This window comes from Acinetobacter haemolyticus, assembly GCF_003323815.1.
Classification (GTDB): domain Bacteria; phylum Pseudomonadota; class Gammaproteobacteria; order Pseudomonadales; family Moraxellaceae; genus Acinetobacter; species Acinetobacter haemolyticus.
On sequence record NZ_CP030880.1, the window covers coordinates 958,334 to 983,404 of the forward strand.

A 25,071-nucleotide genomic window follows, 5' to 3' on the forward strand; every position below is an offset into this window, starting at 1 on the left:
AGCATTTATTTCTTCAATAAACGTATCAAATCAACCAACACCAAAACCAACCGATCCCATACCCCAACAGGTATGGGATTTTTTATGCGCAGTTTTTATTGAAAGGAAATCACTATGATTAAAGGTCTCGCAATCACACCACCCATTTTAGGTCGTATCAGTATCGGCAAGATCGTCGAAAAGAATGGTAAACGACTCCCTGAAAAAGATGACCAATTTACCATTACCAGTCAAATCCAGAACAAGGATGGATGGGTTAAACATCCACTGGATGAGCAACTACGTGCCAAAGCACCGAATCAAAACCAAAAGCTGAGAAGTATTCCAGTCCGTATGATCTTCAATGATCCCGATCTCAACTTAAGAGCCGAGTACAGCCTATTTGACCGCCAAACAGGACGATTAATTTGTTCAGGCAATGGCGAAACTTGTCAGCGACTCGGTCAAAACGGCATTGAACAACATCCCTGTCCATCGCCTGATTTATGTCCATTGGCACAGGGTGGATTATGCAAGCCTTATGGCAGACTTTACGTCAATTTAGATGAATCGGATGAGTTTGGCACATTCATCTTTAGAACCACAGGTTTTAATAGTATCCGCACCTTGGCAGCACGACTTCGTTACTATCACGCAGCATCGGGTGACTTACTTTCTTGTTTGCCATTGCAATTGACCTTGCGAGGTAAAAGCACCACACAAAGTTACCGTACCCCGATCTATTATGTGGATCTGACTTTACGTGATGGCACAAACCTGAAAGATGCGATTAGTTCAGCCAAACAGATGGATGAGCAGAGCAAAGCAGCAGGGTTCTATCAGGAGGCTTTAGATCATGTGGCACGGCAAGGTTATGGTAATGCTAGCTTTGAGGTGGGTGGAGAAGAGGGTTTGGATGTGGTTGAGGAGTTTTACAGTGATGAGTCTAAAACAGAGCAACATCAACAAACGCATGATTTGACTCATGTGCAGGATATTCAGAAAGGCTTGCAGCAGAGTGTGCAGGCTTTGAACTAAATACTATTGGAGGCTCTTAGCCTCCAATAGTATTATTGTTACATAATTTTTTATTCAGAAAACTAGAACCACTTATTGAATTAATATTACCTAAGTGTCGTTTATTTGGAGGATGGTAGTGCGCTAGGCTCTTGTAACATTAATCCATTTATAACTTTTTGTTGTCTACTATCCTCATTACGCAGTTGTTTATCTTTGGAATGATGGTTATCTTTATTCCCATCAGCTTTGGTATCGCCATGGTTATGATCAGTAATATTACGTAATTCAGTATCATCTAAGGAGCGAATCGTTTTTGAAGTACTAGGTTCAGCCCAAGATATTGTATTAAAAAACATGAGAAATAATAAATTGTACTTCATCCATGAAGTCATAGCGCGATCCTTTTTTTACTCAATACCGACTACAGTGGTGATATAACCAGTGGCTAAAAGAATTGATAGACCTAATGACATTTCAAATATAATGGCATAGCCCAATTGTTTCGCAAATTTCGGGTCTTGTAAGCGAGGTGTGAAATACCATTTGTTAAAGGCTGCTAACAATAAAATACTTAGGACAAATAATATTTTAATAATAAATCCATGCCCATAAGGTGTATTGATTAGAGTATTAAAATCTTTAAAGAGTAATAAAGCAATACTAAGACCACAAGCGATGAGTATTCCTACAATAAAGGCTGCTATTTGCCCAAATAGATGCATACGTTCTTTAAGTGGTAAGCCATTAATTTTTTTGCTTGTTTTCCATAATGGATAAAGCGATCCCATCCATAAGGACATTACAAGTACATGTATTGATAATAAAGCTTGAGCGAATAATGGTAAATTCGTGACGTGTCCGAGTTGTGAAAAACTTAAAACAATTGGTGTGAGCAGTATGGTAAAGATTGCTCCTTCAGTTTTGGAAATATCAATCGTCCCTTTGCTAAGTTTGACTATCATAAATATGAGTAAAAGTGTAAAACTGATTGATCGAATGATATAGACATGTCCAGTAGGAGTATTGACTAGTATATTTATATAGTTGCTATCCCACATACCTGAAAGGCCAGTGTTGGCAAAACTTCCTATAAGAATGAAGAAGCCGAGAACACTTGAAAAAAGGCCTAAACCTGCACCAATAGTTATGTATTTTAGAATAGTCTCCTTGATTTCAACATAACGTCCAAGTAAGAAATAGCAGAAAGCACCGCCAATAACAAATGCAATCCCTAAATATAAAATGACTTTAACCAACCATGTTGCATATATCCAAGTCTCAGGAATCATATTTTTCTCCCTTTATTATAGCAACATGCCAGCAAGCTGCTGGCATGTTGACTATTTTCACTCATTGTTATTTTGCCGATTTAATAGTGAAATTATATTCACCATTCATGTTATGACCATCGGTACCCATTGTGGTCCAAACCACCGTATATTTTCCTTTTTTTAGTTTAGGAACCGCTACGTCAAATGATTTTTTCATATCATGAGTTACTTGGTAGTTCAAAGGGATGTCCTTACGTTGGGCATCGAGTAACTTAACATTCATTAACATGACTTCTTCACCAAAATTGAGTGTTATGTTTTTTGGTTGACTTGCTACAGAAGCATTGATCGCAGGAATTGCACTTTCAAGTTTCACGTGTGCAAATGCACTTGAAGCAGCAACAATTAGTGTTGCACCTACGAGAGTGTTACGTAGAGCTGACATTTTATTTTGGAAAATTTTCATTACTTCATCCTCTTTAAACTAATCTTGGGCTCAGTAATGACCAAATGAAATGTATCAATTGGTTGCTTGGTCATCACCTTTCTCATGCTTATTATTAAAGGATGAGAGAAACATCCCGATGACATCAAAATTACATTTTTGTCATTTTAAAAATTAAAAAACCACAAGTGATACACTGACTTTAAATAAAACAATGATCATTAAACAAACTAATAAGAGGGAGTCTATTTCCATCTTAATGAAATTATTAATTTAAAAAATTAAATATGAAGGAGGTTTTTATGGACTATCACCATCATGAAAACAAAGTACTCAATAACAGACTTACTGACCCTGTCTGTGGTATGGCCGTTACAGAAGCATCCAACTTTTCTGAAGAAGTTAAAAATAGAACTTTTTACTTTTGTAGTGAAAAATGCCACATAAAGTTTAAAAGTGATCCCCATTTTTATATTACTAAAGTTGAGAATGCAGTTACGTTAAAAGAACCACAAAAGAGGGATGGTGAGGATTCAAATGAAGTTAATCAACCTGTTAATGTCTTCACTATATACACTTGTCCAATGCATCCTGAAATTAGACAGAACCATGCGGGAAACTGTCCGATCTGTGGCATGTCGTTAGAGCCTTTACTTCCTGACTTAGATGACGCTGATGAAAACCCAGAACTCAAGAATTTTAAGCATAGATTTTGGTGGACCTTACCGCTAACCATTATTGTGGTTTTCTTAGCAATGTTTGGACATCAGTTGAATTGGTTTGAAATGAAGGTGCAAAGCTGGATTGAACTGGTACTGACTTTACCAATTGTTCTGTGGGCAGGAATGCCATTTTTTGTGAGATGTTGGCAGTCAATCCTTAATCGGAGTCCAAATATGTGGACCTTGATTGGAATTGGTACAGGAGCTGCTTTTATATACAGCCTTGTTGGAACAATAGCACCTCAAGTATTTCCAGACTCATTTGTATCTATGGGGCGTGTTGCTGTGTATTTTGAGGCGACCGCAGCGATTATTTCTCTCACATTGTTAGGTCAAGTGCTAGAGTTAAAAGCACGTTCCCAAACTTCAGCGGCAATTAAATCCCTACTTGGGTTAGCACCTAAAACAGCAAGAAAAATCAGTGTTGATGGTATAGAAGAAGATATTCCGCTATCTCATGTACACGTAGGCGATTTATTACGGATACGCCCGGGTGAAAAGGTTCCTGTTGATGGAATAATTACAGAAGGTTCAAGCTCTGTAGATGAGTCTATGTTAACTGGTGAACCTGTGCCTATTACAAAACGTGTGGGTGATCAAGTCATTGGTGCAACAATGAATATGAATGGTTCATTGGTGATGCGATCAGAAAAAGTTGGATCATCAACCGTACTTTCTCAAATCGTGCAAATGGTTGCTCAGGCTCAACGTTCAAAAGCACCTATGCAGCGGATGGCGGATCATGTTGCAGGACGATTTGTTATGGGGGTTATTGGCATTGCTGTTCTAACTTTTTTGGGGTGGGGGCTATTCGGACCTGAACCTAGTTGGGTTTATGGATTAATCAATGCAGTAGCTGTTTTAATCATCGCATGCCCATGTGCTTTGGGATTAGCTACGCCAATGTCAATTATGGTAGCAACAGGGCGAGGTGCATCAAATGGAGTACTTTTTCGAGACGCTTCCGCAATAGAGAATCTACGTAAAATTGATACATTGATTATTGATAAAACAGGAACTTTGACAGAAGGACAACCATCATTCAATAAAGTAGTAGCCACTTCAGGATATGAAAAGAATGAAATCCTCCGTTTAGCTGCGAGTTTAGATCAGGGCAGTGAGCATCCTTTAGCAAATGCAATTGTGCGTGCCGCCCGTGAGCGAAATCTTACTTTAAGCAAACCGACTTCATTTGAATCAGGTTCAGGCATTGGTGTTAATGGAGAGATAAACGGACAAAAATTAGCACTAGGCAATACGGCATTGATGAAGCAATTAGGGATATCTGTTAACACTCTTATTCCACAAGCAGAGGTATTAAGAGCTGAAGGTGCCAGTGTTATGTATTTGGCAGTTGATGGAAAGTTGGTAGGTTTTCTAGCAGTTTCGGATCCAATTAAAGCAAGTACTCCAGAGGCCCTTTTATCGTTGGAAGACGCCGGTTTAAGAATCATAATGGCAACAGGTGATGGGCTAACTACAGCAAAATCAGTTGGGGCTAAACTAGGAATTAGTGAAGTTTATGGTGAGGTTAAACCTGTTGATAAATTAGATTTAGTCAAAAAATTGCAAAAAGAAGGGAGAATTGTTGCTATGGCTGGTGATGGAATTAATGATGCACCAGCCTTGGCTCAAGCTGATATTGGAATCGCAATGGGTACGGGTACTGATGTAGCAATGAATAGTGCCCAAGTTACATTAGTAAAAGGTGATTTACGTGGTATTGAAGTTGCTCGTTCTTTATCAGAGGCAACTGTTAAAAATATGAAACAAAACTTGATGTTTGCTTTCCTCTATAATGGATTAGGTATCCCTTTGGCTGCTGGCGTACTGTATCCATTTACTGGTTGGTTACTCTCGCCTATGATTGCTGCATTAGCAATGAGCCTAAGCTCAGCATCTGTAATTGGTAATGCCTTACGATTACGCCATCAAAAATAATCACGACTTACCACTCATTAGCGTAAGTTAATGAGTGGTAAGCATCATTAGAATGAGTGCTTAATAACCGAGATGTCACTAATTTTTAAAGATAATTTTAAAAGAAATATATCCCTCGTTATAAGTCGCTTGAATGGAAGCTCCATGCACATCAAGAATAGATTTAGTAATTGCTAAACCAAGGCCAGTTCCTTCTTCAACTCTCTGTCTAGATACATCTGTTCGATAAAAACGATCGAATAACCGATTAAGTTGTTCTGATGATAGTGGGGAGCTTTCATTTTCAATGATGAATGTTGTTGTATCAAAGTTTTGTTGGCATGTGATTTTGATGACCGAATCTGATTTGCCATATTTAATTGCATTCGATAACAAGTTACTCAAAGCGCGGCGTAGCATTAAAGGATCACCTTTTATACTACCTGAACCACTCTGTTTTAGTGACATTCCCTTTTCAGCAGCGATAGCATCATAAAAATCAAATAATGTAGAGATTTCTTTTACTAAATCAACCTGTTGTAAGTTTGGTAAATGTAAGCCGTGCTCAGCCTTTGCAAGAAATAACATATCCGAAACCATCCGAGCCAAACGTTCAAATTCTTCTAGATTAGAAAAGAGAACTTCCTGATACGTATGAATATCTCGGTTACGAGATAAACACACTTGGGTTTGAGTCATTAAATTGTTAATAGGTGTTCTGATTTCATGGGCAAGGTCAGATGAAAAATCTGAGAGTTTTTCTACAGCCGTTTCTAGTCGATCTAACATATCGTTAAACGCTATGGCTAAAGATTTAAGCTCTGTTGGTGTATTATTGACCTCTAATCGCTCAGAAAGATGTTGAGCTGAAATTCCCTCAGCGACTTTTGCCATTTGTTGGACTGGACGAAGCCCTCGCCATGCGGCGAACCACCCTAAGAACATTAAACCAATTGTGCCTACAACACCGATATATAATAACTGACGTCTAAAATCATTTAAGAAATGTAGATGCTCAGAGGTATCGATTCCAACAATAATGAGAGCTGATGGAATGCTACTATTTCTATCAAAAGATTTTTTATAAGCTAAGCCACGATATGTTTTATTTTTAATTTCCCATTCTACCCATGGGGTATGTTTAGATTTGACCAAGGTTTTAGCTTGAATAACGGTTGGTGCTGAGCTAAAAATAACTTGACCAGTTGGACGTTCTATCTGAACAATCAAATCATGATGACCAACTAGGGCATCCTTTAAATATATATTTAGTTCATGTGAGTTGGCTGGATTCTGTTCGAGTAGATTTTCTACCAACTGAATTTTGCCTTCTAGTTGTGTCCGATCCTGAGTTTCGAAATGATGCATTACAAGCTGATGAATGACCAACCCCATAATCATTAAGATAATGATAGTAGAAAAAGAGAAGATAATTGCAATACGGAAGCTGATCGCATTAAACAGTTTATGAGTCATCTTCTACCTCTAGAACATAGCCCATTCCACGGATGTTCTGTATCAGTTTAGGGCTAAAATGACTGTCAATTTTACTTCTTAAACGTTTAATGGCGACTTCTACTACATTGGTATCACTATCGAAATTCATATCCCATATCTGAGAGGCAATCAGAGCACGGGGTAGAATTTCACCGCGTCTACGCATGAATAATTCCATCAATGCAAACTCTTTGGCTGTTAGGTCGATACGTTGCCCAGCGCGAGTGACGCGGCGTTTGCGAAGATCAAGTTCAAGATCGGCAATCGTAATAATATTGCTATCTTCTTTTTGCTGCCCACGGCGGAGTAAACTTTTTATTCTGGCAAGCAGTTCAGCAAATGCAAAAGGCTTGACGAGGTAATCATCGGCACCTAATTCTAAGCCTTTAACTCGGTCTTCAATTTGATCACGAGCAGAAAGAAATAGAATAGGCATTGTTTTTCCATTTTTGCGAATATCATAAATGATATTCCAGCCATCTAATTTTGGTAACATAACGTCCAAAATAATCAGATCATACTCTTCAGACAGAGCTTGATGTTTACCCGATAAACCATCCGTAACCCAATCTGTAATATATCCAGCTTCAGATAGACCTTGTTTAAGGTAGTCGCCTGTTTTTTGTTCATCTTCAACTAATAAGATTCTCATTTATAAAATCCAATATCACTTATTAAGATTATAATAACGTTATAAATACATGATGCGATGTAGATTACAAAAATGTCATTTTCATGTCACATAGATGTTCAGTGGAAGCATTTAAGGTATATACATAAAGTTAATTTTTGGAGCAAAAAATGAAAATACTATTACGTCGTAGCTTAACTACTCTTGTATGTATTGGTACTTTAATTGTAGGAACTCAGTCTTGGGCAGCAGATGCAAAACAAGGAACTAATGTTGTGTCTGAAATTAAAGCTGATTCAAAGACGCAAGAGAAATGTCAAAAACCTTGTAATATGAAGAATGATGAGAAAACCCAACAGGATCATAGTCAGCATGAGCATGGCAATATGGCTCAGATGGATCACTCTAAGATGATGAATATGGATCAGTCTAAAATGGGTAATATGGATCATTCAAATATGATGAACATGGACCACTCAAAGATGAACATGTCAAATACATCAAATAAATAACAAATACGATACATGAAAGATTGGGAGATTAAAGCGAATAATTGGTTTGCTTGAGCTCCCCATCTTTATATTAGATAGGTGAAATAAATGTCTAAAAAATTAACGCATGTCCTTTTAATAGGAGTCGGTTTATTTTCGTCGACTTGGGTTATGGCAGCGGTTAAAGAATATGATTTAACAATCGCTGAGCAAACGGTGAATATCACAGGTAAGCCTTTAAAACGAATTACGGTCAACGGAAAATTTGTTGCACCTCTTCTTGAATTTGAGGAAGGTGATGATGCTGTTATTCGTGTTCATAACAAGTTAAAAAACCAAGATTCTTCGATTCATTGGCATGGTTTGATTTTACCTGGCATTATGGATGGTGTACCTGGATTCAATCAGTTTGATGGTATTGCCCCTAATAAGACCTATGAATATAAGTTTAAGGTTCGCCAAAATGGTACCTATTGGTATCATTCGCATAGTAAAGGTCAAGAGCAAGAGGGCTTGTATGGTCCGTTAGTCATTTACCCAAAAAATAGGACACCTTTAACTGTAGCTGAGAAAACAGATAAGGATTATGTTGTATTGCTCTCGGATTTTCATGATTCAACTAGTGATAAAATCATGAATAATCTAAAGAAAGAAGCTGACTATTATCAGAACCGTCGTGAAACTGTTTTTGATGTTTTTAAACAAATTAAAAAAGATGGTTTAAAAGCAACATGGCAAGACCGTTCGATGTGGAACCAGATGCGAATGCTCAAGACTGATATGTCTGATGTGACAAAATATACTTTTTTGATGAATGGTAAGACTCCAGAACAAAATTGGACTGGTAATTTTAAGACGGGTGAAAAAGTACGTCTTCGGTTTATTAATGCCTCAGCAATGTCATTCTTTGACGTCAGAATCCCTAACTTGAAAATGACGGTAGTCAGTGCAGATGGGCAACCAGTGAAACCTATTCCGGTTGATGAATTCAGAATAGGAACGGCTGAAACGTATGATGTTATTGTAGAACCCAAACAATCAAATTATCAAATTGAAGCAGAATCAATTGATAGGAGTGGTTTTTCAGTTGGTTCATTACATGATGAAAATACTCCTCCAATAAATCAAATCAAAATGCCGAAGTCACGTCCCCGTTCTTTATTAACTATGGAAGATATGGGGATGGGGCATGATATGTCTTCTATGGCGGGCATGAATCACGATATGTCGGCTATGACAGGTGGCTCAAAAGATCAGCCAATGTCTGGAATGGATATGGATCATGACATGTCTTCAATGAAAGGTATGGATCACGATATGTCATCTATGACAGGTAGTTCTAATGATCAATCTATGTCAGGTATGAACCATGACATGTCTTCAATGAAAGGCATGGATCACGATATGTCATCTATGACAGGTAGTTCTAATGATCAATCTATGTCAGATATGAACCATACCATGCAAATGACTACATCTAATGCATCTACACAAGAAAAGAATGGTGATGTTGTATATGGTTGGGCGAATGCTTCAACACCCGTTGGTCAAAAAGCACTCCAGTATAGTGACTTACAATCTCTAAATCCTCAACCAGATACTCGTGCCCCTGAACGTGAAATGGAAATCCGTCTTGGTGGGAATATGGAGCGCTATATTTGGACAATTAATGGTAAGAAGTTTAATGAAACAAAACCATTCAAAGTGAAATATGGGGAACGTATACGCTTGAAATTTGTGAATGACAGTATGATGGCTCACCCAATGCACTTGCACGGTATGTTTATGCAGCTTGAAAATGGTCAAGATCCAAGTAATATGCCAAATAAACACACGATCATTGTGCCACCGGGGAAAACAGTTACAACTTTACTTACTGCTGATGAATTGGGTGAATGGGCTATCCACTGCCATTTGTTATATCACATGGCAGCTGGAATGATGAACAAACTCATTGTGGCAAATGTAGATAGCAATGATGATGATACGAAAAGTATCGTTGCCAAACCCCAAACTAACCATGAGGGAGTGAATCAACATGCACATCACTAAACAGTTATATTCAAAAACAATTTTATCTGTTGCTTTATTTGGTTTAGCAGGTATGGCATTTGCGAATGATAATTCGACTGAAAATCTAAATAAGAGTATGTCAAGTATGAATGTGCTTTTAAGAGAATCAGGTGGATTAGGCTATGTTGAACGTAATACTGATCAAAAGTCTTTAAACAGCAAAGAGCTTGAAACTTTAGCTTTTAGCCAAAATCATAATAAACATTTGAACGAGCATGGTGGGCAAATCTATCAAACAACTAAATTTTCCAATGGGTGGATAGTTGATAAAGATGGTAAGGGCAGCTTAGGTTCGAGTTTCGAAGCATTGATTGGAACAGATGAAAATCGAATGTTTGTTGAAGCTAATATGAATAAAGCGGAGAGTAGTGATCCCAAATATGATGTCTCAGCTCTTTACAGTAGAAATGTTGCACCATTTTGGGATGTACAAGCAGGGGTAAGGTATAGTGAGGACAAAAATAACCGTAATAGTAATCGCATTGATGGCGTTATTGGACTATTAGGTCTTGCTCCTTATTTCTTTGAGACAAAAGCTTACCTTTATGGTGGTGAAAATAATTTTTGGGGAGCCAGTTTTGAGTTTGATCGAGATCTATTACTCACTCAAAAGCTAATTACTCAGCCATATATTGCAGCAGATATTGTGCTTAATGATAGTTCTGATTTTGCTACAAAGTCAGGTTTGTCTGAATTAAAGACAGGTATAAAAACTCGTTACGAGATTAATAAGCGTATAAGACCATTTGTTGATGTCGCTTATCAATATGAAAAAGGACAGAAATTAACAACTTTTCAAAAAGCTACGGATTCTGAAAAGGGGTGGTTATATGGGGCAGGGATTGAATTAGTTTTCTAAATATTTCATTAAGAATGAATAATGGTGATATTCCATTGTTCATTAGACCTCTTGCAAAAGTCAAAAAATAATCAGATGTAAGTATTGATTTTATTAAGTTTGATCAATTCTAAAATCATTGAAAATAGCACTTACGCAAGAGGTCTAATCTTAATTATTTTAAACTTACGGATAACCCTTCAAGTACTTTACAAGAGTTAATTTCCAAAAAACCAGAGCATTTACTTCTTAAATCAGAAAGTTGTTGCTTAAGCTGAATCTGTTTTTGGATATTTTGTTCTAATTGATGAATATGTTTATCAACTAAGATGTTAATAGAATTACAGTTTCCACAAGGTTTGTCTTTGTATGCTAATAAAATTTTAATTTCGTCCAAGCTCATATTCAAAGTTCGGCAATTAAGAATAAATAGAAGCCGCTCTAAGTGGTCCTTGTTATAAAGTCGATAATTAGCTTCCGAACGATTAGGGGCTAGTAATAAAGCTTCTTTTTCATAAAACCGTATTGTAACAACAGGGCAACCAGATAGCTGGGATAATTCACCAATTTTTAAGTTCATTTCAAGTCACCTAATCTATTGACTCTATAGTAGCTATAGGGATTTTAATATGCAATACGTGAAGATATGACTATAGGCACATCAATGAGTGGTTGCGGTTGTAATCAAGAAAGTTCTTGTGAAGACACTAAGCAAAAACAAAATGAATCAAAAACAGATTCTTGTAAAATTAAAGATTTAGCTACAGAAGAAAGTGAAAGTTCTTGTTGCGATAATGAGGTACAGCAAGAACCTAACCCTGATGAAAAAGATTCATGCGGTAGTAAGCAGTCGAATTCATGCTGTGGTTCAGATTCGATAACTTCACCTGAAAAGATTAGGGGGAGTGAAGATACAGCGACTTTCATCAGTGACTATAACATCCCCAGAATGGATTGCTCCGCAGAGGAACAAATGGTTCGGATGACTTTATCTTCATTGGTAGACGTTAAGAGGTTGGTTTTTGATTTACCGAACCGAAACCTAAAAGTTCTGCATAATGGTGAAAGTAATGAAATCACTGCAAAACTTGAAGCTCTTGGATTTGGAGCAAAATTAAATAAAACTGAAGTTTATGAAAATAAAGAGCATGCACAAGAAGCCAGTACTTTCCTGATTCCGAAGATGGATTGTTCGGCAGAAGAGCAAATGGTAAGAATGGCTCTTTCTCCCTTACATGAAGTTAAAGGTTTATCCTTTGATTTAGCACAAAGGCAGTTGGTCGTTTTCCATACAAATGGGATTGGTGAAATTACTACAAAACTTGAAGCACTCGGTTTTGGTGCAAAGCTTGTGGAAACAGTAAAAGCTACTGGAGAATTGCCTGAAACGCCAGATCCGACTAAGCAGGCGAAAGTCCTAAAATTATTACTAGCGATTAATGGTGTTCTTTTTTTTATTGAGTTCATAAGTGGCATCATTGCAGCATCGACGGGACTTATTGCGGATTCTCTTGATATGTTTGCAGATGCTGCCGTTTACGGTATAGCACTTTACGCAGTTGGAAAGGCAGCTAAATACCAATTAAAAGCAGCTCATTTTGCAGGATGGATTCAATTATCATTGGCTCTTGTTGTTATTGTTGACGTGATTAGGCGTTTTATTCTAGGTAGTGAACCTGAATCCAGCATAATGATTATTATTGCTTTATGTGCACTCATTGCAAATGTTGCCTGCCTTTACTTACTAACAGGGCATAAAAATGGAGGTGCCCATATGAAAGCAAGTTGGATATTCACTGCAAATGATGTAATCGTTAATATGGGAGTAATTTTGGCAGGTGTACTGGTCGCATGGACTGGTTCAGCTTACCCAGATTTGATTATTGGTATTCTTGTTTCACTGTTTGTACTGAATGGCGCTCGAAAAATTTTGGCGTTGAAATAGGGTGCTGACAATGAATTTATTTCAAGTAAAGCAAGACCAGACTGTAAAAATCATTGATCTTAAAAAGGGTGAACAGTATCAAGATAAAAATGATCCTGTTCTGGAGCGTTTAGAACTGCTGGGCTTTAGAGTAGGTGAATCCTTACAAGTGCTTGCGAAAGGGCTTTTTGGTGGTGATCCTGTGTTAGTTCAAATCGAAACCTCACGTTTCGCCTTAAGAAAAAATGAAGCAGAACGAATTTTTGTAGAGATTACCAATGGAAACTAAAAATATTGCACTTGTTGGTAATCCTAATTGCGGTAAAACATCACTTTTTAACACCCTCACAGGGACTCGTCAAAAAGTTGCAAATTATGCTGGGGTAACGGTAGAACGGAAAGAGGGATTTTTTAAACTGCCATCTGGTGATACCGTTCGAGTATTGGATTTGCCTGGGACTTATAGTTTAAAACCGAGCAGTTTAGATGAGGAGGTAACTAGAGCAGTATGCTTTGGTGAATTAAAAGGCGAAGTCATACCTGATATTTTTGTATGTGTTGTCGATGCTACGAATCTTCATCTTCATTTAAGTCTTGTACTTGAAGTCAGGGCTTTAAACAGACCAATGTTACTTGTTCTTAACATGATGGATGAGGTTAGAAAGCGTGGGATTTCAATTGATACAACGAAGCTATCTCAGCTTTTAGGTATTCCTGTTGTTGAGTCAGTAGCTGTAAAAACAAAAGGCATTCAGGGGCTATTGACCCAATTGGATCAAAAGAATTTGTTTGTTGCCCCTTATCATTCTGATCTGAGTCACTTTGACCAAATCAAATATATTACAAAACAAGTCATCTTGAAAAATGATAATGGTGATAAACGAACGGCTTTCTTGGACAAAATATTCTTACATCCAGTTTTTGGATTATTAATATTGACCTTTACCATGTTTGTAATGTTTCAGGCTGTCTTTATTTGGGCTCAACCGTTAATTTCCTTTGTTGAGGATTCGATTTCATGGTTTGGTGGGGCGATAGGACCTCTGATTACTCATCCACTTTTAAGAAGTTTGGTCGTTGATGGTGTAATTGCAGGTGCTGGTAGTGTACTCGCGTATATGCCTCAAATTCTGATCTTATTTTTCTTTATTTTAATTTTAGAAGAATCGGGATACTTACCTAGAGCTGCTTTTTTGTTAGATAAGCTGATGTCTAAAGCTGGTTTAAGTGGGCGTTCATTTATTCCACTACTTTCGAGCTTTGCTTGTGCAATTCCCGGAGTCATGGCGACTAGAAGTATTAGCTCTGAAAGAGATCGTTTAGCAACGATTATGATTGCACCTTTAATGACTTGTTCTGCACGATTACCTGTATATGCTTTGCTGATCGCTGCATTCATTCCAAATAAGTTGGTTTATGGTTGGCTCAGTTTACAAGGTCTAGTTTTGTTCGGGCTTTACATGTCAGGAATCGTATCCGCTTTATTGGTTTCTTTATTCCTGAAATTAGTCAGAAAAGATAAAACTGAAAGTATTTTCATTTTTGAATTACCTACATACCGTATTCCAGATGTTCGAAATGTAGCTTTGGGGCTTTATGATAGAGCAACTATATTCTTAAAAAGAGTTGGTGGAATTATTGTCGCACTTTCTATTTTATTATGGTTCTTGGTAACGTTCCCTTTACCACCTGATAATCCAACAATGCCACCAATCAATTATAGTATTGCTGGACAGTTAGGGCATCTAATCCATCCAATATTTGCTCCGATTGGATTTACTTGGGAAATTTGTATTGCTTTGATTCCTGCAATGGCAGCTCGTGAAGTGATTATTGCTGCGTTAGGGGTGATCTATGCAATGTCTGGTGATGAAGATGCAGTTACCCAGACTTTATTATCTCAAATATCTGGTTCGGATGGATGGGGGCTAGCGACAGGTATGTCATTGTTAGTTTGGTTTATCTTTGCCCCGCATTGTTTAGCAACACTAGCGACCATTCGAAGAGAAACAGGGAGTTGGAAACAACCAGTCGTAATGGCTGTTTATCTCTTTTCATTGGCTTATTTATTTTCCTTTATAACTTATCAAGTTATAAGTCGGTTTTAATTTAGAAGGCGGTTGTTGATATAAACCAACAACCGCTGTTTAAAGAATTAGTTTAATTAATTATAGGATTGTTATTTACAGGATAATCTGTAAAACTAAAAAGGTTAAATTTTGGTCTTGATGTTATGCACTTGTTAAGGACATGCTTATCGCTGTTTTTATCTTTTGCTATCCTAATTGTAGGATCGGCAGCAGCAGCTGCATCTGTACATAGCCCATGTTTAATGTCATCTCAAGATACACAATCCATGCAAATGATGAATTCTGAAGATCATGAAAAAGCAAGTGCTATGCACATGGATTGTATGAAAGCTGAGGTAAAGATTAAGAAGCAATTACATGATCCATCATGTATGTCTAAGCAAGATTGTATTATGTCATTTTCTAAAATTGCATATACATCTACAGCGCTGGATGTTTTGCAGTCGATGATTTCTTTACCTGCGGAACAGTCTACTTTTTCTCCATTAAATCAAAATTTCATCTCATCTGATCTTTCCAATTTATGGAAACCCCCACGCTCTAACTGATTTGATGGATCTTCATCATTCATAGAGTTTTCTATGGGTGTTCTGCACGTGCGCGTGTACATCATTTTAGAGCTAAAAATATGAACTTTAATAAAGGAAAGCTGTCCCTAAAATGGGGTGGATGCTCGATTGCGACGATCTGTTTTTTCTTGAGTTATGGACATGCTTATGCCCAGCCACTGACTTTGGATACAGCATTGAAGCTTGCTGAGCGATATGCGCCTGCTCTAAGAGCTAATAGTGCTCAGATTGAAGGTGCTGAGAATATAGTTTCAGCTTCAGGTATTTTGCCCAATCCTAAACTATTTGTGGGCCTCGATAATTACCCTGTATCAGGTGATGCGGCATGGTCTGTCACACAAGAGGGGATGACGATGCAAAAGATTGGCATCATGCAAGATTTTCCAAATCGTGCCAAAAGATTAGCTGAAGTTGAATTAGCAAAAGCTGAATTGGGTTCAGCAAATGCTCAAACAGAAATTCTGCGAATTGAGTTACGTCAAAAAGTAGCATCGGCATGGCTTAAGCGTTTTTATCTTGAGCGTAAACTGGCGTTATATGATGACCTTCTTTCAGAAAATGGATTGCTATCCCAGATTACACAAACACAGGTTGCGTCTGGTCGAACCATGGTTGCTAATACAATTTCCCCTAGGCTGGACAAAACTGTTTTACTTGATCAAAAAGATGATTTGCTTCGAGATATAAACAAGGCAAAACTAGAATTACACCGATTAATCAGTGAGGATTCTAGTGGTACAACTGAAATAGAAAGTTTGCCTACCCAAGAACCTATAATTAATTTTGATACATCACGTTTATATCATCATCTGCATCAACACCCTGAACTAAAAGCATTCCAAGCAGAAAAGCAAACTGTTGAAGCAAAGCTTAAGCAAGCCCAAGCCCTTCAAAAACCAGACTGGGGTATTGAGCTTGCCTATCAGCATCGTGCTCCTGAATTTGGAGATATGATTGGTGTACAACTGACAACAGAACTACCAATATTTTCTAAAAAACGTAGTGGTCCGCTCATTCAGGCAGCATTAGCTGAACAAAATCGGATTACAGCAGATCAGGAGATAAAATACCGCGACCATCTCACCATGTTAGATGAGGGGCTATCGGATTTAAAAGCTCTTGAAAGACAAATCCAACGTACCATTCAAAGTACACTTCCTTTGGCTAAAGAAAAAGTAACTTTACAGTTAGCAAGTTATCAGGCTGGTAAAGCCAATTTGTCAGATGTCATTGAGACACGACAAGCATTACTAAATCAGCGATTACGTCTCATCGATTTACAACAACAGCAAGCAATTATCAAAGCCCAGCTCTATTTTTCTTTTGTAGAACCCACCTTAAACCATGCTGAGGAGTCAAGATAATGTTAAAAAATAAATTGGCATTTGTAATTGCTGGCTTGATTGTGGGCAGCTTGGGAGTCGGTAGTGGGGTTGGATATTGGTATGCGCATCAAAATGATAAAAAGCAAACTGTAAGTGATCAGGCAACTGCTAATGTGTTGTACTGGTACGATCCAATGAAACCAGAACAGCATTTTGATAAGCCGGGGAAATCCCCTTTTATGGATATGCAATTAGTCCCTAAGTATGCGGATGAAAGTACTTCTGGAATAACTGATAGTGCAGGAGTAAAGATTGATCCAGCTCTTCAACAAAATCTAGCCATCCGTTATGCCACAGTCGAACAGGCTGTAATGGGCAATACCTTGTTAACCAATGGCATATTACAAGCGAATGAGCGACAGGTGGCAATTCTGCAAACACGGGCAAGCGGTTTTGTCCAACGTGTCTATGGTTATGCAGTCGGGGATATAGTTACTCAAGGGAGTCCGATTGCTGATATTTCCATCCCTGAATGGACTGGGGAACAGACTGAGTTTTTGGCCGTACTCAAAATAGGAGACCGTTCTCTTATTCAAGCAAGTCGACAACGCCTACAGCTTCTAGGAATCCCACCAAATGTGATCCATCAAGTCGAACGGACACATCAAGTACAGTCTAATATGACTTTGAGTGCTCCTTTGAGTGGATTCATTGACTCACTAGAAGTTCGTAGTGGAATGGCTTTAGCTATGGGGCAAACACTTGCCATCATTAAAGGCGTTAATCCAATTTGGTTAGAAGCAGCAGTGCCTGAAACGCAAATTGCTGGGATAAAGCGAGGAGATAAAATCGAAGCAACTTTTGCTGCGTACCCTCAAAAAGTGTCTGGCAAAGTCATTGATATTTTACCGACATTAGATACTACAAGCAGAACCATAAAAGTTCGTATTGAGTTACCCAATAGAGAGGGACAACTCAAGCCCGGAATGTTTGCTTCTGTCAAATTTTCCAACAATCCTCAAAGCAGTTTAGTTGTGCCAGAGCAAGCTGTTATACGTACAGGTACTCGTAATATTATTATTGTCGCACATGAAAAAGGGCGTTTCGAACCTGTTGTTGTACAGTTAGGACAGAGTGACGGAAATAAAATAGCAATTCTACAGGGTTTGAACGCTGGTCAGAAAATCGTGATTTCGGGACAATTCCTAATTGATTCTGAGGCCAATTTACAGGGTGTACTGGATAAGTTGAACACTGGACAATCGATTACATCATCTCAAGTGACTAAGGCATCAATATACCAAGGCATTGGTAAAGTGGAAAAAGTTACAGCTCAAGACATTACCATTTCACATCAGGCAATTGCTGAATTGGGTTGGGGGGCTATGACCATGAGCTTTAAACAACCAGTACAACCATTTACCCAAATTCAGCAAGGCGAGCAGGTCAGTTTTAGTTTTACACGTGTTGGGGATGCTTATGTTATTTCTGACATTTCCAAGATGTCTATGACATCTATGCAGAACTAAACGGGAGAACCATTATGATCGCCCGTATTATTCGTTTTTCAATTGCAAATCGAGTATTTGTCTTATTAGCTGCTGTAGTTCTTGCCGTTTGGGGAACTTGGGCTGTCAATAATACTCCGGTTGATGCTTTGCCAGATCTGTCTGATGTACAAGTGATTGTGCGAACTAATTTTCCCGGTCAAGCACCACAAATTGTTGAAAATCAGGTGACTTATCCTTTAACAACGACCATGTTATCAGTACCCGGTGTTAAAGCTGTTCGGGGCTATTCTTTTTTTGGTGATTCGTTTGTTTATGTCATTTTTGATGAACATACTGATCTTTATTGGGCACGTTCTCGTGTATTGGAATATCTCAATCAAATACAAGAAAGAATGCCTGCAAATGTAAAATCTTCATTAGGACCAGATGCTACAGGTGTTGGTTGGATCTACGAATATGCTTTGGTTGATCCAACAGGACAACATGATCTCTCACAACTGCGAAGCATACAAGATTGGTTTTTGAAGTATGAACTGAAGACAGTACCAAATGTGGCTGAGGTCGCCACAATTGGGGGGATGGTTAAACAATATCAAGTTGTTTTAGACCCAACCAAAATGGCAGCATTCGGTATATCTCAGCGAAGCATAATTGAAGCAATTCAAAAGGCAAATCAGGAAACTGGCGGTTCAGTCCTAGAAATGGCTGAAACTGAATATATGGTGAGAGCTTCAGGTTATTTAAAAACATTAGAAGATTTTCGGCAGATTCCGTTACGTACAAACGATTTAGGTGTTCCAATCACTCTTGGAGATGTTGCAACGATTCAATTCGGTCCTGAAATGCGTCGTGGAATTACTGAACTCAATGGACAAGGGGAAACTGTTGGAGGTGTTGTGATTTTACGTGCTGGTAAAAATGCACGTGAAACCATTACTGCTGTAAAAGAAAAACTTGCTGAATTACAACAAAGTCTACCGAAAGGTGTACAAGTTGTTCCTGTGTATGACCGCAGTCAATTGATTGATCGGGCGGTAGAGAATCTCAGCCATAAATTAATTGAAGAGTTTATTGTAGTGGCTTTGGTTTGTGGGCTATTCCTCTGGCATTTACGTTCAGCAATGGTTGCGATTGTTTCTTTGCCTTTGGGAATCTTGTCAGCCTTTTTATTGATGTATTATCAGGGACTAAATGCCAATATCATGTCATTGGGTGGGATTGCAATCGCGATTGGTGCTATGGTTGATGCATCTGTGGTTATGGTCGAAAACGCACATAAGCATATCGAAGCTTGGCAACATGAACATCCTGATCGAGTTTTAGAAATACAAGAGCGTTGGGACATCATTACTCGTTCTGCCAGTGAGGTTGGGCCTGCTTTATTTTTCTGTTTACTCATCATTACTTTATCCTTTATTCCCATTTTTACTTTGCAAGCACAAGAAGGACGATTGTTCTCTCCATTGGCATTTACTAAAACTTATGCCATGGCTGCTGCTGCGGGGCTATCTATTACATTGATTCCAGTTTTGATGGGATACTGGATTCGCGGGAAGTTACCATCTGAACAACGGAATCCATTAAACCGTTTTCTCATCAAAATATACCGTCCTATGTTAGATAAAGTCTTAGCTTATCCAAAGACAACGTTATTAGGTGCGTTACTCATTTTTCTTATCAGTCTTTTTCCTTTAACGCAATTAGGCGGAGAGTTCCTGCCTAATATGGATGAAGGTGATTTACTGTATATGCCTTCAGCTTTACCGGGATTGTCCGCAGCAAAAGCTTCTGAATTACTTCAACAGACTGATCGAATGATTAAAACTGTTCCAGAGGTTGCCACTGTATTTGGTAAAGCTGGGAGAGCAGAGTCGGCTACAGATCCTGCACCTTTAGAAATGTTTGAAACCACGATTCAGTTTAAACCACGATCTGAATGGCGTTCAGGTATGACACCAGATAAGTTGATAAAAGAACTGGATAAAGCTGTTCAAGTACCGGGTTTAACAAATATCTGGGTGCCGCCTATTCGTAACAGAATTGATATGTTGGCGACTGGGGTTAAAAGCCCAATCGGGATCAAGATTTCAGCAAATGATTTGCAAGATATTGATCGGGTAGCACAACAAATTGAACAGGTTGCCAAAAAAGTGCCCAGTGTTAGCTCAGCTTTAGCTGAACGACTCACTGGTGGGCGATATGTTGATATCGATATTAATCGAATGGAAGCTGCACGCTATGGTCTCAATATCGCCGATGTACAGCAAATTGTGTCATCAGCAATTGGTGGGGAAAATATTGGTGAAACTGTTGAAGGGTTAGCAAGGTATCCCATTAATGTACGTTATCCGCGAGAAATTCGAGATTCACTTGAGGCATTAAGAAATTTACCAATTCTGACTCAATCAGGTCAGCAAATTGTTTTGAGTAGTGTTGCCAACATTCAAATCACAGATGGTCCTCCGATGCTAAAAAGTGAGAATGCTCGTCCAAGTGGTTGGGTCTATGTTGATGTACAAGGACGTGATTTAGCCTCCGTTGTTCGGGATTTGAAACAGTCTATTGACCAACAAGTGAAACGCTCTGCGGGTATGAGTATTAGTTATTCAGGTCAATTTGAATTTATGGAAAGAGCAAATGCTCGCCTAAAGGTAGTAATACCAATCACTTTGATGATCATTTTTCTATTGCTGTATCTGATTTTTAGACAAGTACAAGATGCTGCTCTGATTATGCTGACTCTACCATTCGCTTTAATTGGTGGTATTTGGGCAATGTATTTCAGTGATTATAATTTCTCAATTGCCATTGCAGTAGGCTTTATTGCACTTGCCGGTGTTGCCGCAGAGTTTGGAGTGGTGATGTTGTTTTATTTAAAGCAGGCGATAGAACATGCTCAACAAAATTTATCATCTTTAACTGAGCAGCAACTCAATGATGCCCTTCGTACAGGGGCAGTACTACGGGTTCGCCCTAAAGCGATGACTGTAGCTGTCATTCTGGCGGGTTTGATTCCTATCCTATTAGGAACTGGAACGGGCTCTGAATTGATGAGTCGTATTGCTTTACCTATGGTTGGGGGCATGATTTCAGCTCCACTTTTATCAATGTTTGTTATTCCCGCTGCATATCAACTTTTAATCAAAAGAAAACTATCAAAATCTTGATAGTTTTCTTATTTCGTTCAAAGAGGTTTTATTATGTTTAAATTTATTAAAATTGTCGCTCTTGTTGGCACTGTTACTGCGTTAAGTGCATGTAGTAAAAATGAGGCGTCAGAGCAAAAGAAAGCGGAAGCGCCTATGGAGCAGATGAGTAAAGAATCATCTACAGCAACGACAACTCAAGCAGTTGGAGTGATTACGGCTATTGATACGAAAGAAAATATTTTGACACTCGATCATGAGGCAATTCCTGCGATTAAATGGCCTGCGATGACCATGGGCTTTAAAGTTGCTGATCCTGCATTATTGAATGGGCTTGCAGTAGGGCAAAAAGTTGATTTTGAATTAAAGGCTGAGGGAGAAACATACACAGTCGTAGCTGCTAAGTTAAAAAAATAGGAGGATTTAGTAGATAGAATTTTGATAGTAATGAGGTTCTTTTCAAAAGAGCCTTATTCTCTAATAAAAAACAAAACATATGGTGTTGCATATATATGGTAATTCGAATATAAAGATATTATAAATTATTAAAAGAGCTTAACTCAATGGCAACTTCATCAAATGTGAAGATTTATCACAACCCTGCTTGTGGGACATCTCGCAATACTTTGGCTTTGATCCGTAATACAGGGATTGAGCCAACTGTGATTGAATATCTCATTACACCACCTAGTCATGACGAATTAGTTAAATTGATTCAGGATGCAAAATTAACAGTAAGAGAGGCCATTCGCCAGAATGTAGATCCATATCGGGATTTAGACCTTGATCGTAGTGATTTAAGTGATGAGCAGTTACTTGGTTTTATGCTTGATCATCCAATATTGATTAATCGACCATTTGTTGTTACTGAATTAGGCACTCGCTTAAGCCGTCCCTCAGAAGTTGTCTTAGATATTCTACCATTACCTCAGAAGGGTGCCTTTACGAAAGAGGATGGTGAAAAAGTGATTGATGAAAATGGTCAACGAGTGAATTAAAAATTTTACTTTTTGTATATGATTATCCGTATATCCAAATAAGTGAATAGGAATTAAGAATGGATCAAGTTAATTTTTTTAAATGCTTATCAGATGAAACTCGACTCAATATCGTGACTTTAGTCGCTGAGAATAAAGAATTATGTGTTTGTGATTTGACTGAAAAGTTACAACTGAGTCAGCCAAAGATTTCTAGGCATTTAGCGTTATTGCGTTCTTCTGGTCTCTTACAGGATAGAAGACAAAGCCAATGGGTGTATTACAGCATTAATCCGCAGTTACCAACGTGGTGCCATGACGTTCTGAATCTTTTGGTAAGCAGTCAAACCATAGTAAATAAAGATTCGCAAAATATCCAAATAAATAGCTATTGTGAGTAATAGAATATGAAATTTCTTTTTTTGTGTACTGGAAATAGTTGCCGTAGCATCCTGTCAGAAGTTCTTTTTAACAGTCGTGCGCCTGAAGGGTGGAAAGCATACAGTGCAGGAAGTAAGCCATCCGGGCAAGTACATCCATTGACCATAGAAACTTTAGAAAATCTTGGTCTCTCAACAGATGGTTTGTGGAGCAAAACCATTGATGACTGCGAACAATATCAACCTGACGTCGTGATTACTGTTTGCGATTCAGCAGCTCAAGAAGCGTGCCCACTTTATTTAGGTGTAGCGATTAAGGCACATTGGGGCTTGGCTGATCCTTCACATTTAGATTTGCCGAAAGAAGAAAAATTAAAAGCATTCCAAGTTACTGTTGATCATATCAACCGCCGCTTAGACGCTTTATTGGCACTAGATACAACTCATATGTCTCGCCCAGATTTGATTGCAGCAATCAATCAAATTTCGCATATTGAATGAGAACATCATGGCTCAACAAAGATTATCTTTTCTAGATCGTAACCTCACTCTATGGATTTTTATCGCCATGGCATTGGGGATTGCGATAGGTGTGTTCTTTCCGCAAGCCTCCGTCGCTTTGGATAAAATGAGTGTGGATTCTGTCAATATTCCAATTGCGATTGGTTTGATTTTGATGATGTATCCACCGTTAGCCAAAGTGGATTATGCAGCCCTACCACAAGTGTTTAAAGACAAAAAAACCTTAACTTTGTCTTTGGTACAGAACTGGGTGATAGCACCAGTACTAATGTTTGCATTAGCCATTATTTTTTTGCATAGCTATCCAGAATATATGACAGGCCTAATCCTGATTGGGTTAGCTCGCTGTATTGCAATGGTCTTGGTGTGGAATGGTTTAGCCTGCGGTGATAACCAATATGTAGCTGCATTGGTAGCATTTAATAGTATCTTCCAAATTTTATTTTTTAGTACGTATGCGTGGTTATTTCTGACTTTCTTACCGCCATATTTTGGTGTTGCAGGGCAAGTGATTAATGTCGATTTCTGGACGATTACCCATGCGGTATTAGTGTATTTGGGAATTCCATTTTTCCTTGGCTTTATTACGCGATTCACTCTAGTGAAAGCCAAAGGTCTTGATTGGTATCAAAATGTCTTCTTACCTAAGATCAGTCCACTGAGTTTGTTAGCTTTATTGTTCACGATTGTGGCGATGTTTAGCCTCAAAGGGAACGATGTAGTGAGCTTGCCACTAGATGTCTTGCGTATTGCCATTCCATTGACAATTTACTTTATCGTGATGTTCTTCATTAGCTTCTTTATGAGCAAATGGATGGGGAATGACTATCCTAAAACAACAGCAATTTCGTTTACTGCTGCTGGGAATAACTTTGAGTTAGCGCTGGCTGTAGCGATTGCAACCTTTGGTTTAGCTTCACCTGTGGCATTTACCACAGTGATTGGTCCATTGGTTGAAGTGCCAGTATTGATTGCTTTAGTTAGCGTGTCTTTATGGCTCAGAAAAAAGTTTTTTAAAGAAGAGGTGTAATTTCTATGACTCTCCCGAATGTAGATATGAATCTTCTCGATCAACCTACTTTAGAAAAAGTACAGGCAAAGGAGTTGGATCATCCACCTCGTATTTTGCTGCTGTATGGTTCTAATCGTGAGCGTTCATACAGCCGATTGGCAGTAATGGAAGCAGGACGTATCTTGGAGCAGTTTGGTGCAGAAGTAAAAATCTTTCATCCTAAAGGTTTGCCCTTACCTGAAGATGCGGACACTGAGCATCCAAAGGTGAAAGAGTTGCATGATTTACTCGCTTGGGCTGAAGGAATGGTGTGGTGCTCACCTGAACGTCATGGCTCAATGAGTTCGATTTTTAAATCACAAATTGATTGGATACCATTAGCAGGTGGTGCAATTCGTGCAACGCAAGGCAAGACTTTAGCATTGATGCAGGTTAGTGGCGGTTCGCAGTCATTTAACAGCTTAAACCAGATGCGTATTTTAGGCCGTTGGATGCGCATGATCACTATTCCTAACCAATCATCTATTCCAAAAGCTTTTTTAGAGTTTGAAGAAGATGGAAGGATGAAACCTTCATCCTTCTATAATCGAATTGTCGATGTAATGGAAGAACTATATAAGTTCACCTTGCTCACTCGTGGGCAAAGTCAGTACCTCACAGATCGTTATTCAGAGCGAAAAGAGTCGGCAGAAGAATTATCTAAGCGTGTCAATCAACGTAGCTTATAA

At 38.4% G+C, this 25,071-nt stretch carries 24 protein-coding genes; 18 read left to right on the forward strand and 6 right to left on the reverse strand.

Annotated elements, in window-relative coordinates:
* The first annotated feature begins 114 nt into the window (after window positions 1–114).
* Window positions 115–1,017 (forward strand): recombination directionality factor, encoded by a 903-nt coding sequence (locus DS737_RS04265; RefSeq protein WP_113996857.1) that lies wholly within the window; start codon window positions 115–117, stop codon window positions 1,015–1,017.
* A 101-nt stretch (window positions 1,018–1,118) separates the two neighbouring features.
* On the opposite strand, the gene DS737_RS04270 is transcribed toward DS737_RS04265, so the two are convergent.
* The 3 genes from DS737_RS04270 to DS737_RS04280 form a co-directional block, all read right to left on the reverse strand.
* Window positions 1,119–1,391: a hypothetical protein gene (locus tag DS737_RS04270; protein WP_113996858.1), complete on the reverse strand. Its 273-nt coding sequence runs from the start codon at window positions 1,389–1,391 to the stop codon at window positions 1,119–1,121.
* Window positions 1,392–1,406: 15 nt separating this feature from the next.
* Window positions 1,407–2,288, reverse strand: a complete 882-nt coding sequence (locus tag DS737_RS04275; protein WP_113996859.1) for a copper resistance D family protein — start codon at window positions 2,286–2,288, stop codon at window positions 1,407–1,409.
* Window positions 2,289–2,355: 67 nt separating this feature from the next.
* Window positions 2,356–2,736, reverse strand: coding sequence for a copper resistance CopC family protein (locus DS737_RS04280; RefSeq protein ID WP_113996860.1), 381 nt, complete (start codon window positions 2,734–2,736; stop codon window positions 2,356–2,358).
* 281 nt (window positions 2,737–3,017) lie between these two features.
* On the opposite strand from DS737_RS04280, the gene DS737_RS04285 reads away from it, so the two are divergent.
* Window positions 3,018–5,378, forward strand: a complete 2,361-nt coding sequence (locus DS737_RS04285; protein WP_113996861.1) for a heavy metal translocating P-type ATPase — start codon at window positions 3,018–3,020, stop codon at window positions 5,376–5,378.
* A 78-nt stretch (window positions 5,379–5,456) separates the two neighbouring features.
* Here the strand turns inward: DS737_RS04285 and DS737_RS04290 are convergent, their stop codons facing one another.
* Together DS737_RS04290 and DS737_RS04295 are read right to left on the reverse strand one after the other, a co-directional pair.
* Window positions 5,457–6,833 carry a heavy metal sensor histidine kinase gene (locus tag DS737_RS04290; protein ID WP_113996862.1) on the reverse strand — a complete coding sequence of 459 codons (1,377 nt, stop codon included), beginning with the start codon at window positions 6,831–6,833 and terminating at the stop codon, window positions 5,457–5,459.
* Window positions 6,823–7,506 carry a heavy metal response regulator transcription factor gene (locus tag DS737_RS04295; RefSeq protein WP_113996863.1) on the reverse strand — a complete coding sequence of 228 codons (684 nt, stop codon included), beginning with the start codon at window positions 7,504–7,506 and terminating at the stop codon, window positions 6,823–6,825. The genes DS737_RS04290 and DS737_RS04295 overlap by 11 nt, the downstream gene beginning before the upstream one ends.
* A 149-nt stretch (window positions 7,507–7,655) precedes the next feature.
* Between DS737_RS04295 and DS737_RS04300 the strand changes: the two genes are divergently transcribed.
* The 3 genes from DS737_RS04300 (at window position 7,656) to DS737_RS04310 (ending at window position 10,908) form a co-directional block, all read left to right on the forward strand.
* Window positions 7,656–7,997 (forward strand): hypothetical protein, encoded by a 342-nt coding sequence (locus DS737_RS04300; protein ID WP_113996864.1) that lies wholly within the window; start codon window positions 7,656–7,658, stop codon window positions 7,995–7,997.
* Window positions 7,998–8,084: 87 nt separating this feature from the next.
* A complete protein-coding gene (locus DS737_RS04305) occupies window positions 8,085–10,028 on the forward strand; it encodes a copper resistance system multicopper oxidase (protein WP_113996865.1) in 1,944 nt (647 codons plus the stop codon).
* Entirely contained in the window at window positions 10,015–10,908 is an 894-nt protein-coding gene (locus DS737_RS04310; protein ID WP_113996866.1) for a copper resistance protein B, read from the forward strand. Before DS737_RS04305 ends, DS737_RS04310 begins: the two co-directional genes overlap by 14 nt.
* A gap of 154 nt (window positions 10,909–11,062) precedes the next feature.
* Here the strand turns inward: DS737_RS04310 and cadR are convergent, their stop codons facing one another.
* Entirely contained in the window at window positions 11,063–11,467 is a 405-nt protein-coding gene (cadR, locus tag DS737_RS04315; RefSeq protein WP_004880426.1) for a Cd(II)/Pb(II)-responsive transcriptional regulator, read from the reverse strand.
* 84 nt (window positions 11,468–11,551) lie between these two features.
* Here cadR and DS737_RS04320 point away from each other — a divergent pair, with 84 nt between their 5' ends.
* The 13 genes from DS737_RS04320 to arsH all read left to right on the forward strand — a co-directional run bounded on the left by DS737_RS04320 (window position 11,552) and on the right by arsH (window position 25,071).
* The gene (locus tag DS737_RS04320; protein ID WP_113996867.1) at window positions 11,552–12,832 is read left to right on the forward strand and encodes a cation transporter; all 1,281 of its coding nucleotides are present in this window, start codon (window positions 11,552–11,554) and stop codon (window positions 12,830–12,832) included.
* Between the two features lie 10 nt (window positions 12,833–12,842).
* Entirely contained in the window at window positions 12,843–13,100 is a 258-nt protein-coding gene (locus DS737_RS04325) for a FeoA family protein (protein WP_004655745.1), read from the forward strand.
* Window positions 13,090–14,919 carry a ferrous iron transporter B gene (feoB, locus tag DS737_RS04330; RefSeq protein ID WP_113996868.1) on the forward strand — a complete coding sequence of 610 codons (1,830 nt, stop codon included), beginning with the start codon at window positions 13,090–13,092 and terminating at the stop codon, window positions 14,917–14,919. Before DS737_RS04325 ends, feoB begins: the two co-directional genes overlap by 11 nt.
* 125 nt (window positions 14,920–15,044) lie before the next feature.
* Window positions 15,045–15,449 carry a hypothetical protein gene (locus DS737_RS04335; RefSeq protein ID WP_113996869.1) on the forward strand — a complete coding sequence of 135 codons (405 nt, stop codon included), beginning with the start codon at window positions 15,045–15,047 and terminating at the stop codon, window positions 15,447–15,449.
* Window positions 15,450–15,529: 80 nt separating this feature from the next.
* Window positions 15,530–16,834, forward strand: a complete 1,305-nt coding sequence (locus DS737_RS04340; RefSeq protein WP_113996870.1) for a TolC family protein — start codon at window positions 15,530–15,532, stop codon at window positions 16,832–16,834.
* Window positions 16,834–18,324, forward strand: coding sequence for an efflux RND transporter periplasmic adaptor subunit (locus DS737_RS04345; RefSeq protein WP_113996871.1), 1,491 nt, complete (start codon window positions 16,834–16,836; stop codon window positions 18,322–18,324). Before DS737_RS04340 ends, DS737_RS04345 begins: the two co-directional genes overlap by 1 nt.
* Before the next feature lie 14 nt (window positions 18,325–18,338).
* The gene (locus DS737_RS04350) at window positions 18,339–21,473 is read left to right on the forward strand and encodes an efflux RND transporter permease subunit (protein WP_113996872.1); all 3,135 of its coding nucleotides are present in this window, start codon (window positions 18,339–18,341) and stop codon (window positions 21,471–21,473) included.
* Window positions 21,474–21,506: 33 nt separating this feature from the next.
* On the forward strand, window positions 21,507–21,869 hold the full coding sequence (locus tag DS737_RS04355) for a copper-binding protein (protein ID WP_113996873.1): 363 nt from the start codon (window positions 21,507–21,509) through the stop codon (window positions 21,867–21,869).
* Window positions 21,870–22,015: 146 nt separating this feature from the next.
* A complete protein-coding gene (gene arsC / locus DS737_RS04360) occupies window positions 22,016–22,450 on the forward strand; it encodes an arsenate reductase (glutaredoxin) (protein ID WP_113996874.1) in 435 nt (144 codons plus the stop codon).
* Window positions 22,451–22,509: 59 nt separating this feature from the next.
* On the forward strand, window positions 22,510–22,830 hold the full coding sequence (locus tag DS737_RS04365; RefSeq protein WP_113996875.1) for a metalloregulator ArsR/SmtB family transcription factor: 321 nt from the start codon (window positions 22,510–22,512) through the stop codon (window positions 22,828–22,830).
* Between the two features lie 6 nt (window positions 22,831–22,836).
* On the forward strand, window positions 22,837–23,310 hold the full coding sequence (locus tag DS737_RS04370) for an arsenate reductase ArsC (protein WP_113996876.1): 474 nt from the start codon (window positions 22,837–22,839) through the stop codon (window positions 23,308–23,310).
* Window positions 23,311–23,317: 7 nt separating this feature from the next.
* Window positions 23,318–24,361, forward strand: coding sequence for an ACR3 family arsenite efflux transporter (arsB, locus tag DS737_RS04375; protein WP_056514183.1), 1,044 nt, complete (start codon window positions 23,318–23,320; stop codon window positions 24,359–24,361).
* Window positions 24,362–24,366: 5 nt separating this feature from the next.
* Entirely contained in the window at window positions 24,367–25,071 is a 705-nt protein-coding gene (arsH, locus tag DS737_RS04380; RefSeq protein ID WP_113996877.1) for an arsenical resistance protein ArsH, read from the forward strand.

Bases quoted from the DNA above. Each gene is read 5' to 3' on its own strand.
- arsB (WP_056514183.1), top strand. From the start codon at position 23,318: ATGGCTCAACAAAGATTATCTTTTCTAGATCGTAACCTCACTCTATGG.
- DS737_RS04305 (WP_113996865.1), top strand. From the start codon at position 8,085: ATGTCTAAAAAATTAACGCATGTCCTTTTAATAGGAGTCGGTTTATTT.
- DS737_RS04290 (WP_113996862.1), bottom strand. From the start codon at position 6,833: ATGACTCATAAACTGTTTAATGCGATCAGCTTCCGTATTGCAATTATC.
- DS737_RS04355 (WP_113996873.1), top strand. From the start codon at position 21,507: ATGTTTAAATTTATTAAAATTGTCGCTCTTGTTGGCACTGTTACTGCG.
- DS737_RS04350 (WP_113996872.1), top strand. From the start codon at position 18,339: ATGATCGCCCGTATTATTCGTTTTTCAATTGCAAATCGAGTATTTGTC.
- DS737_RS04280 (WP_113996860.1), bottom strand. From the start codon at position 2,736: ATGAAAATTTTCCAAAATAAAATGTCAGCTCTACGTAACACTCTCGTA.
- DS737_RS04345 (WP_113996871.1), top strand. From the start codon at position 16,834: ATGTTAAAAAATAAATTGGCATTTGTAATTGCTGGCTTGATTGTGGGC.
- DS737_RS04265 (WP_113996857.1), top strand. From the start codon at position 115: ATGATTAAAGGTCTCGCAATCACACCACCCATTTTAGGTCGTATCAGT.
- DS737_RS04325 (WP_004655745.1), top strand. From the start codon at position 12,843: ATGAATTTATTTCAAGTAAAGCAAGACCAGACTGTAAAAATCATTGAT.
- DS737_RS04365 (WP_113996875.1), top strand. From the start codon at position 22,510: ATGGATCAAGTTAATTTTTTTAAATGCTTATCAGATGAAACTCGACTC.
- DS737_RS04310 (WP_113996866.1), top strand. From the start codon at position 10,015: ATGCACATCACTAAACAGTTATATTCAAAAACAATTTTATCTGTTGCT.
- DS737_RS04335 (WP_113996869.1), top strand. From the start codon at position 15,045: ATGCACTTGTTAAGGACATGCTTATCGCTGTTTTTATCTTTTGCTATC.
- DS737_RS04320 (WP_113996867.1), top strand. From the start codon at position 11,552: ATGAGTGGTTGCGGTTGTAATCAAGAAAGTTCTTGTGAAGACACTAAG.
- DS737_RS04285 (WP_113996861.1), top strand. From the start codon at position 3,018: ATGGACTATCACCATCATGAAAACAAAGTACTCAATAACAGACTTACT.
- cadR (WP_004880426.1), bottom strand. From the start codon at position 11,467: ATGAACTTAAAAATTGGTGAATTATCCCAGCTATCTGGTTGCCCTGTT.
- DS737_RS04370 (WP_113996876.1), top strand. From the start codon at position 22,837: ATGAAATTTCTTTTTTTGTGTACTGGAAATAGTTGCCGTAGCATCCTG.
- arsH (WP_113996877.1), top strand. From the start codon at position 24,367: ATGACTCTCCCGAATGTAGATATGAATCTTCTCGATCAACCTACTTTA.
- DS737_RS04300 (WP_113996864.1), top strand. From the start codon at position 7,656: ATGAAAATACTATTACGTCGTAGCTTAACTACTCTTGTATGTATTGGT.
- DS737_RS04340 (WP_113996870.1), top strand. From the start codon at position 15,530: ATGAACTTTAATAAAGGAAAGCTGTCCCTAAAATGGGGTGGATGCTCG.
- DS737_RS04295 (WP_113996863.1), bottom strand. From the start codon at position 7,506: ATGAGAATCTTATTAGTTGAAGATGAACAAAAAACAGGCGACTACCTT.
- arsC (WP_113996874.1), top strand. From the start codon at position 22,016: ATGGCAACTTCATCAAATGTGAAGATTTATCACAACCCTGCTTGTGGG.
- DS737_RS04270 (WP_113996858.1), bottom strand. From the start codon at position 1,391: ATGACTTCATGGATGAAGTACAATTTATTATTTCTCATGTTTTTTAAT.
- feoB (WP_113996868.1), top strand. From the start codon at position 13,090: ATGGAAACTAAAAATATTGCACTTGTTGGTAATCCTAATTGCGGTAAA.
- DS737_RS04275 (WP_113996859.1), bottom strand. From the start codon at position 2,288: ATGATTCCTGAGACTTGGATATATGCAACATGGTTGGTTAAAGTCATT.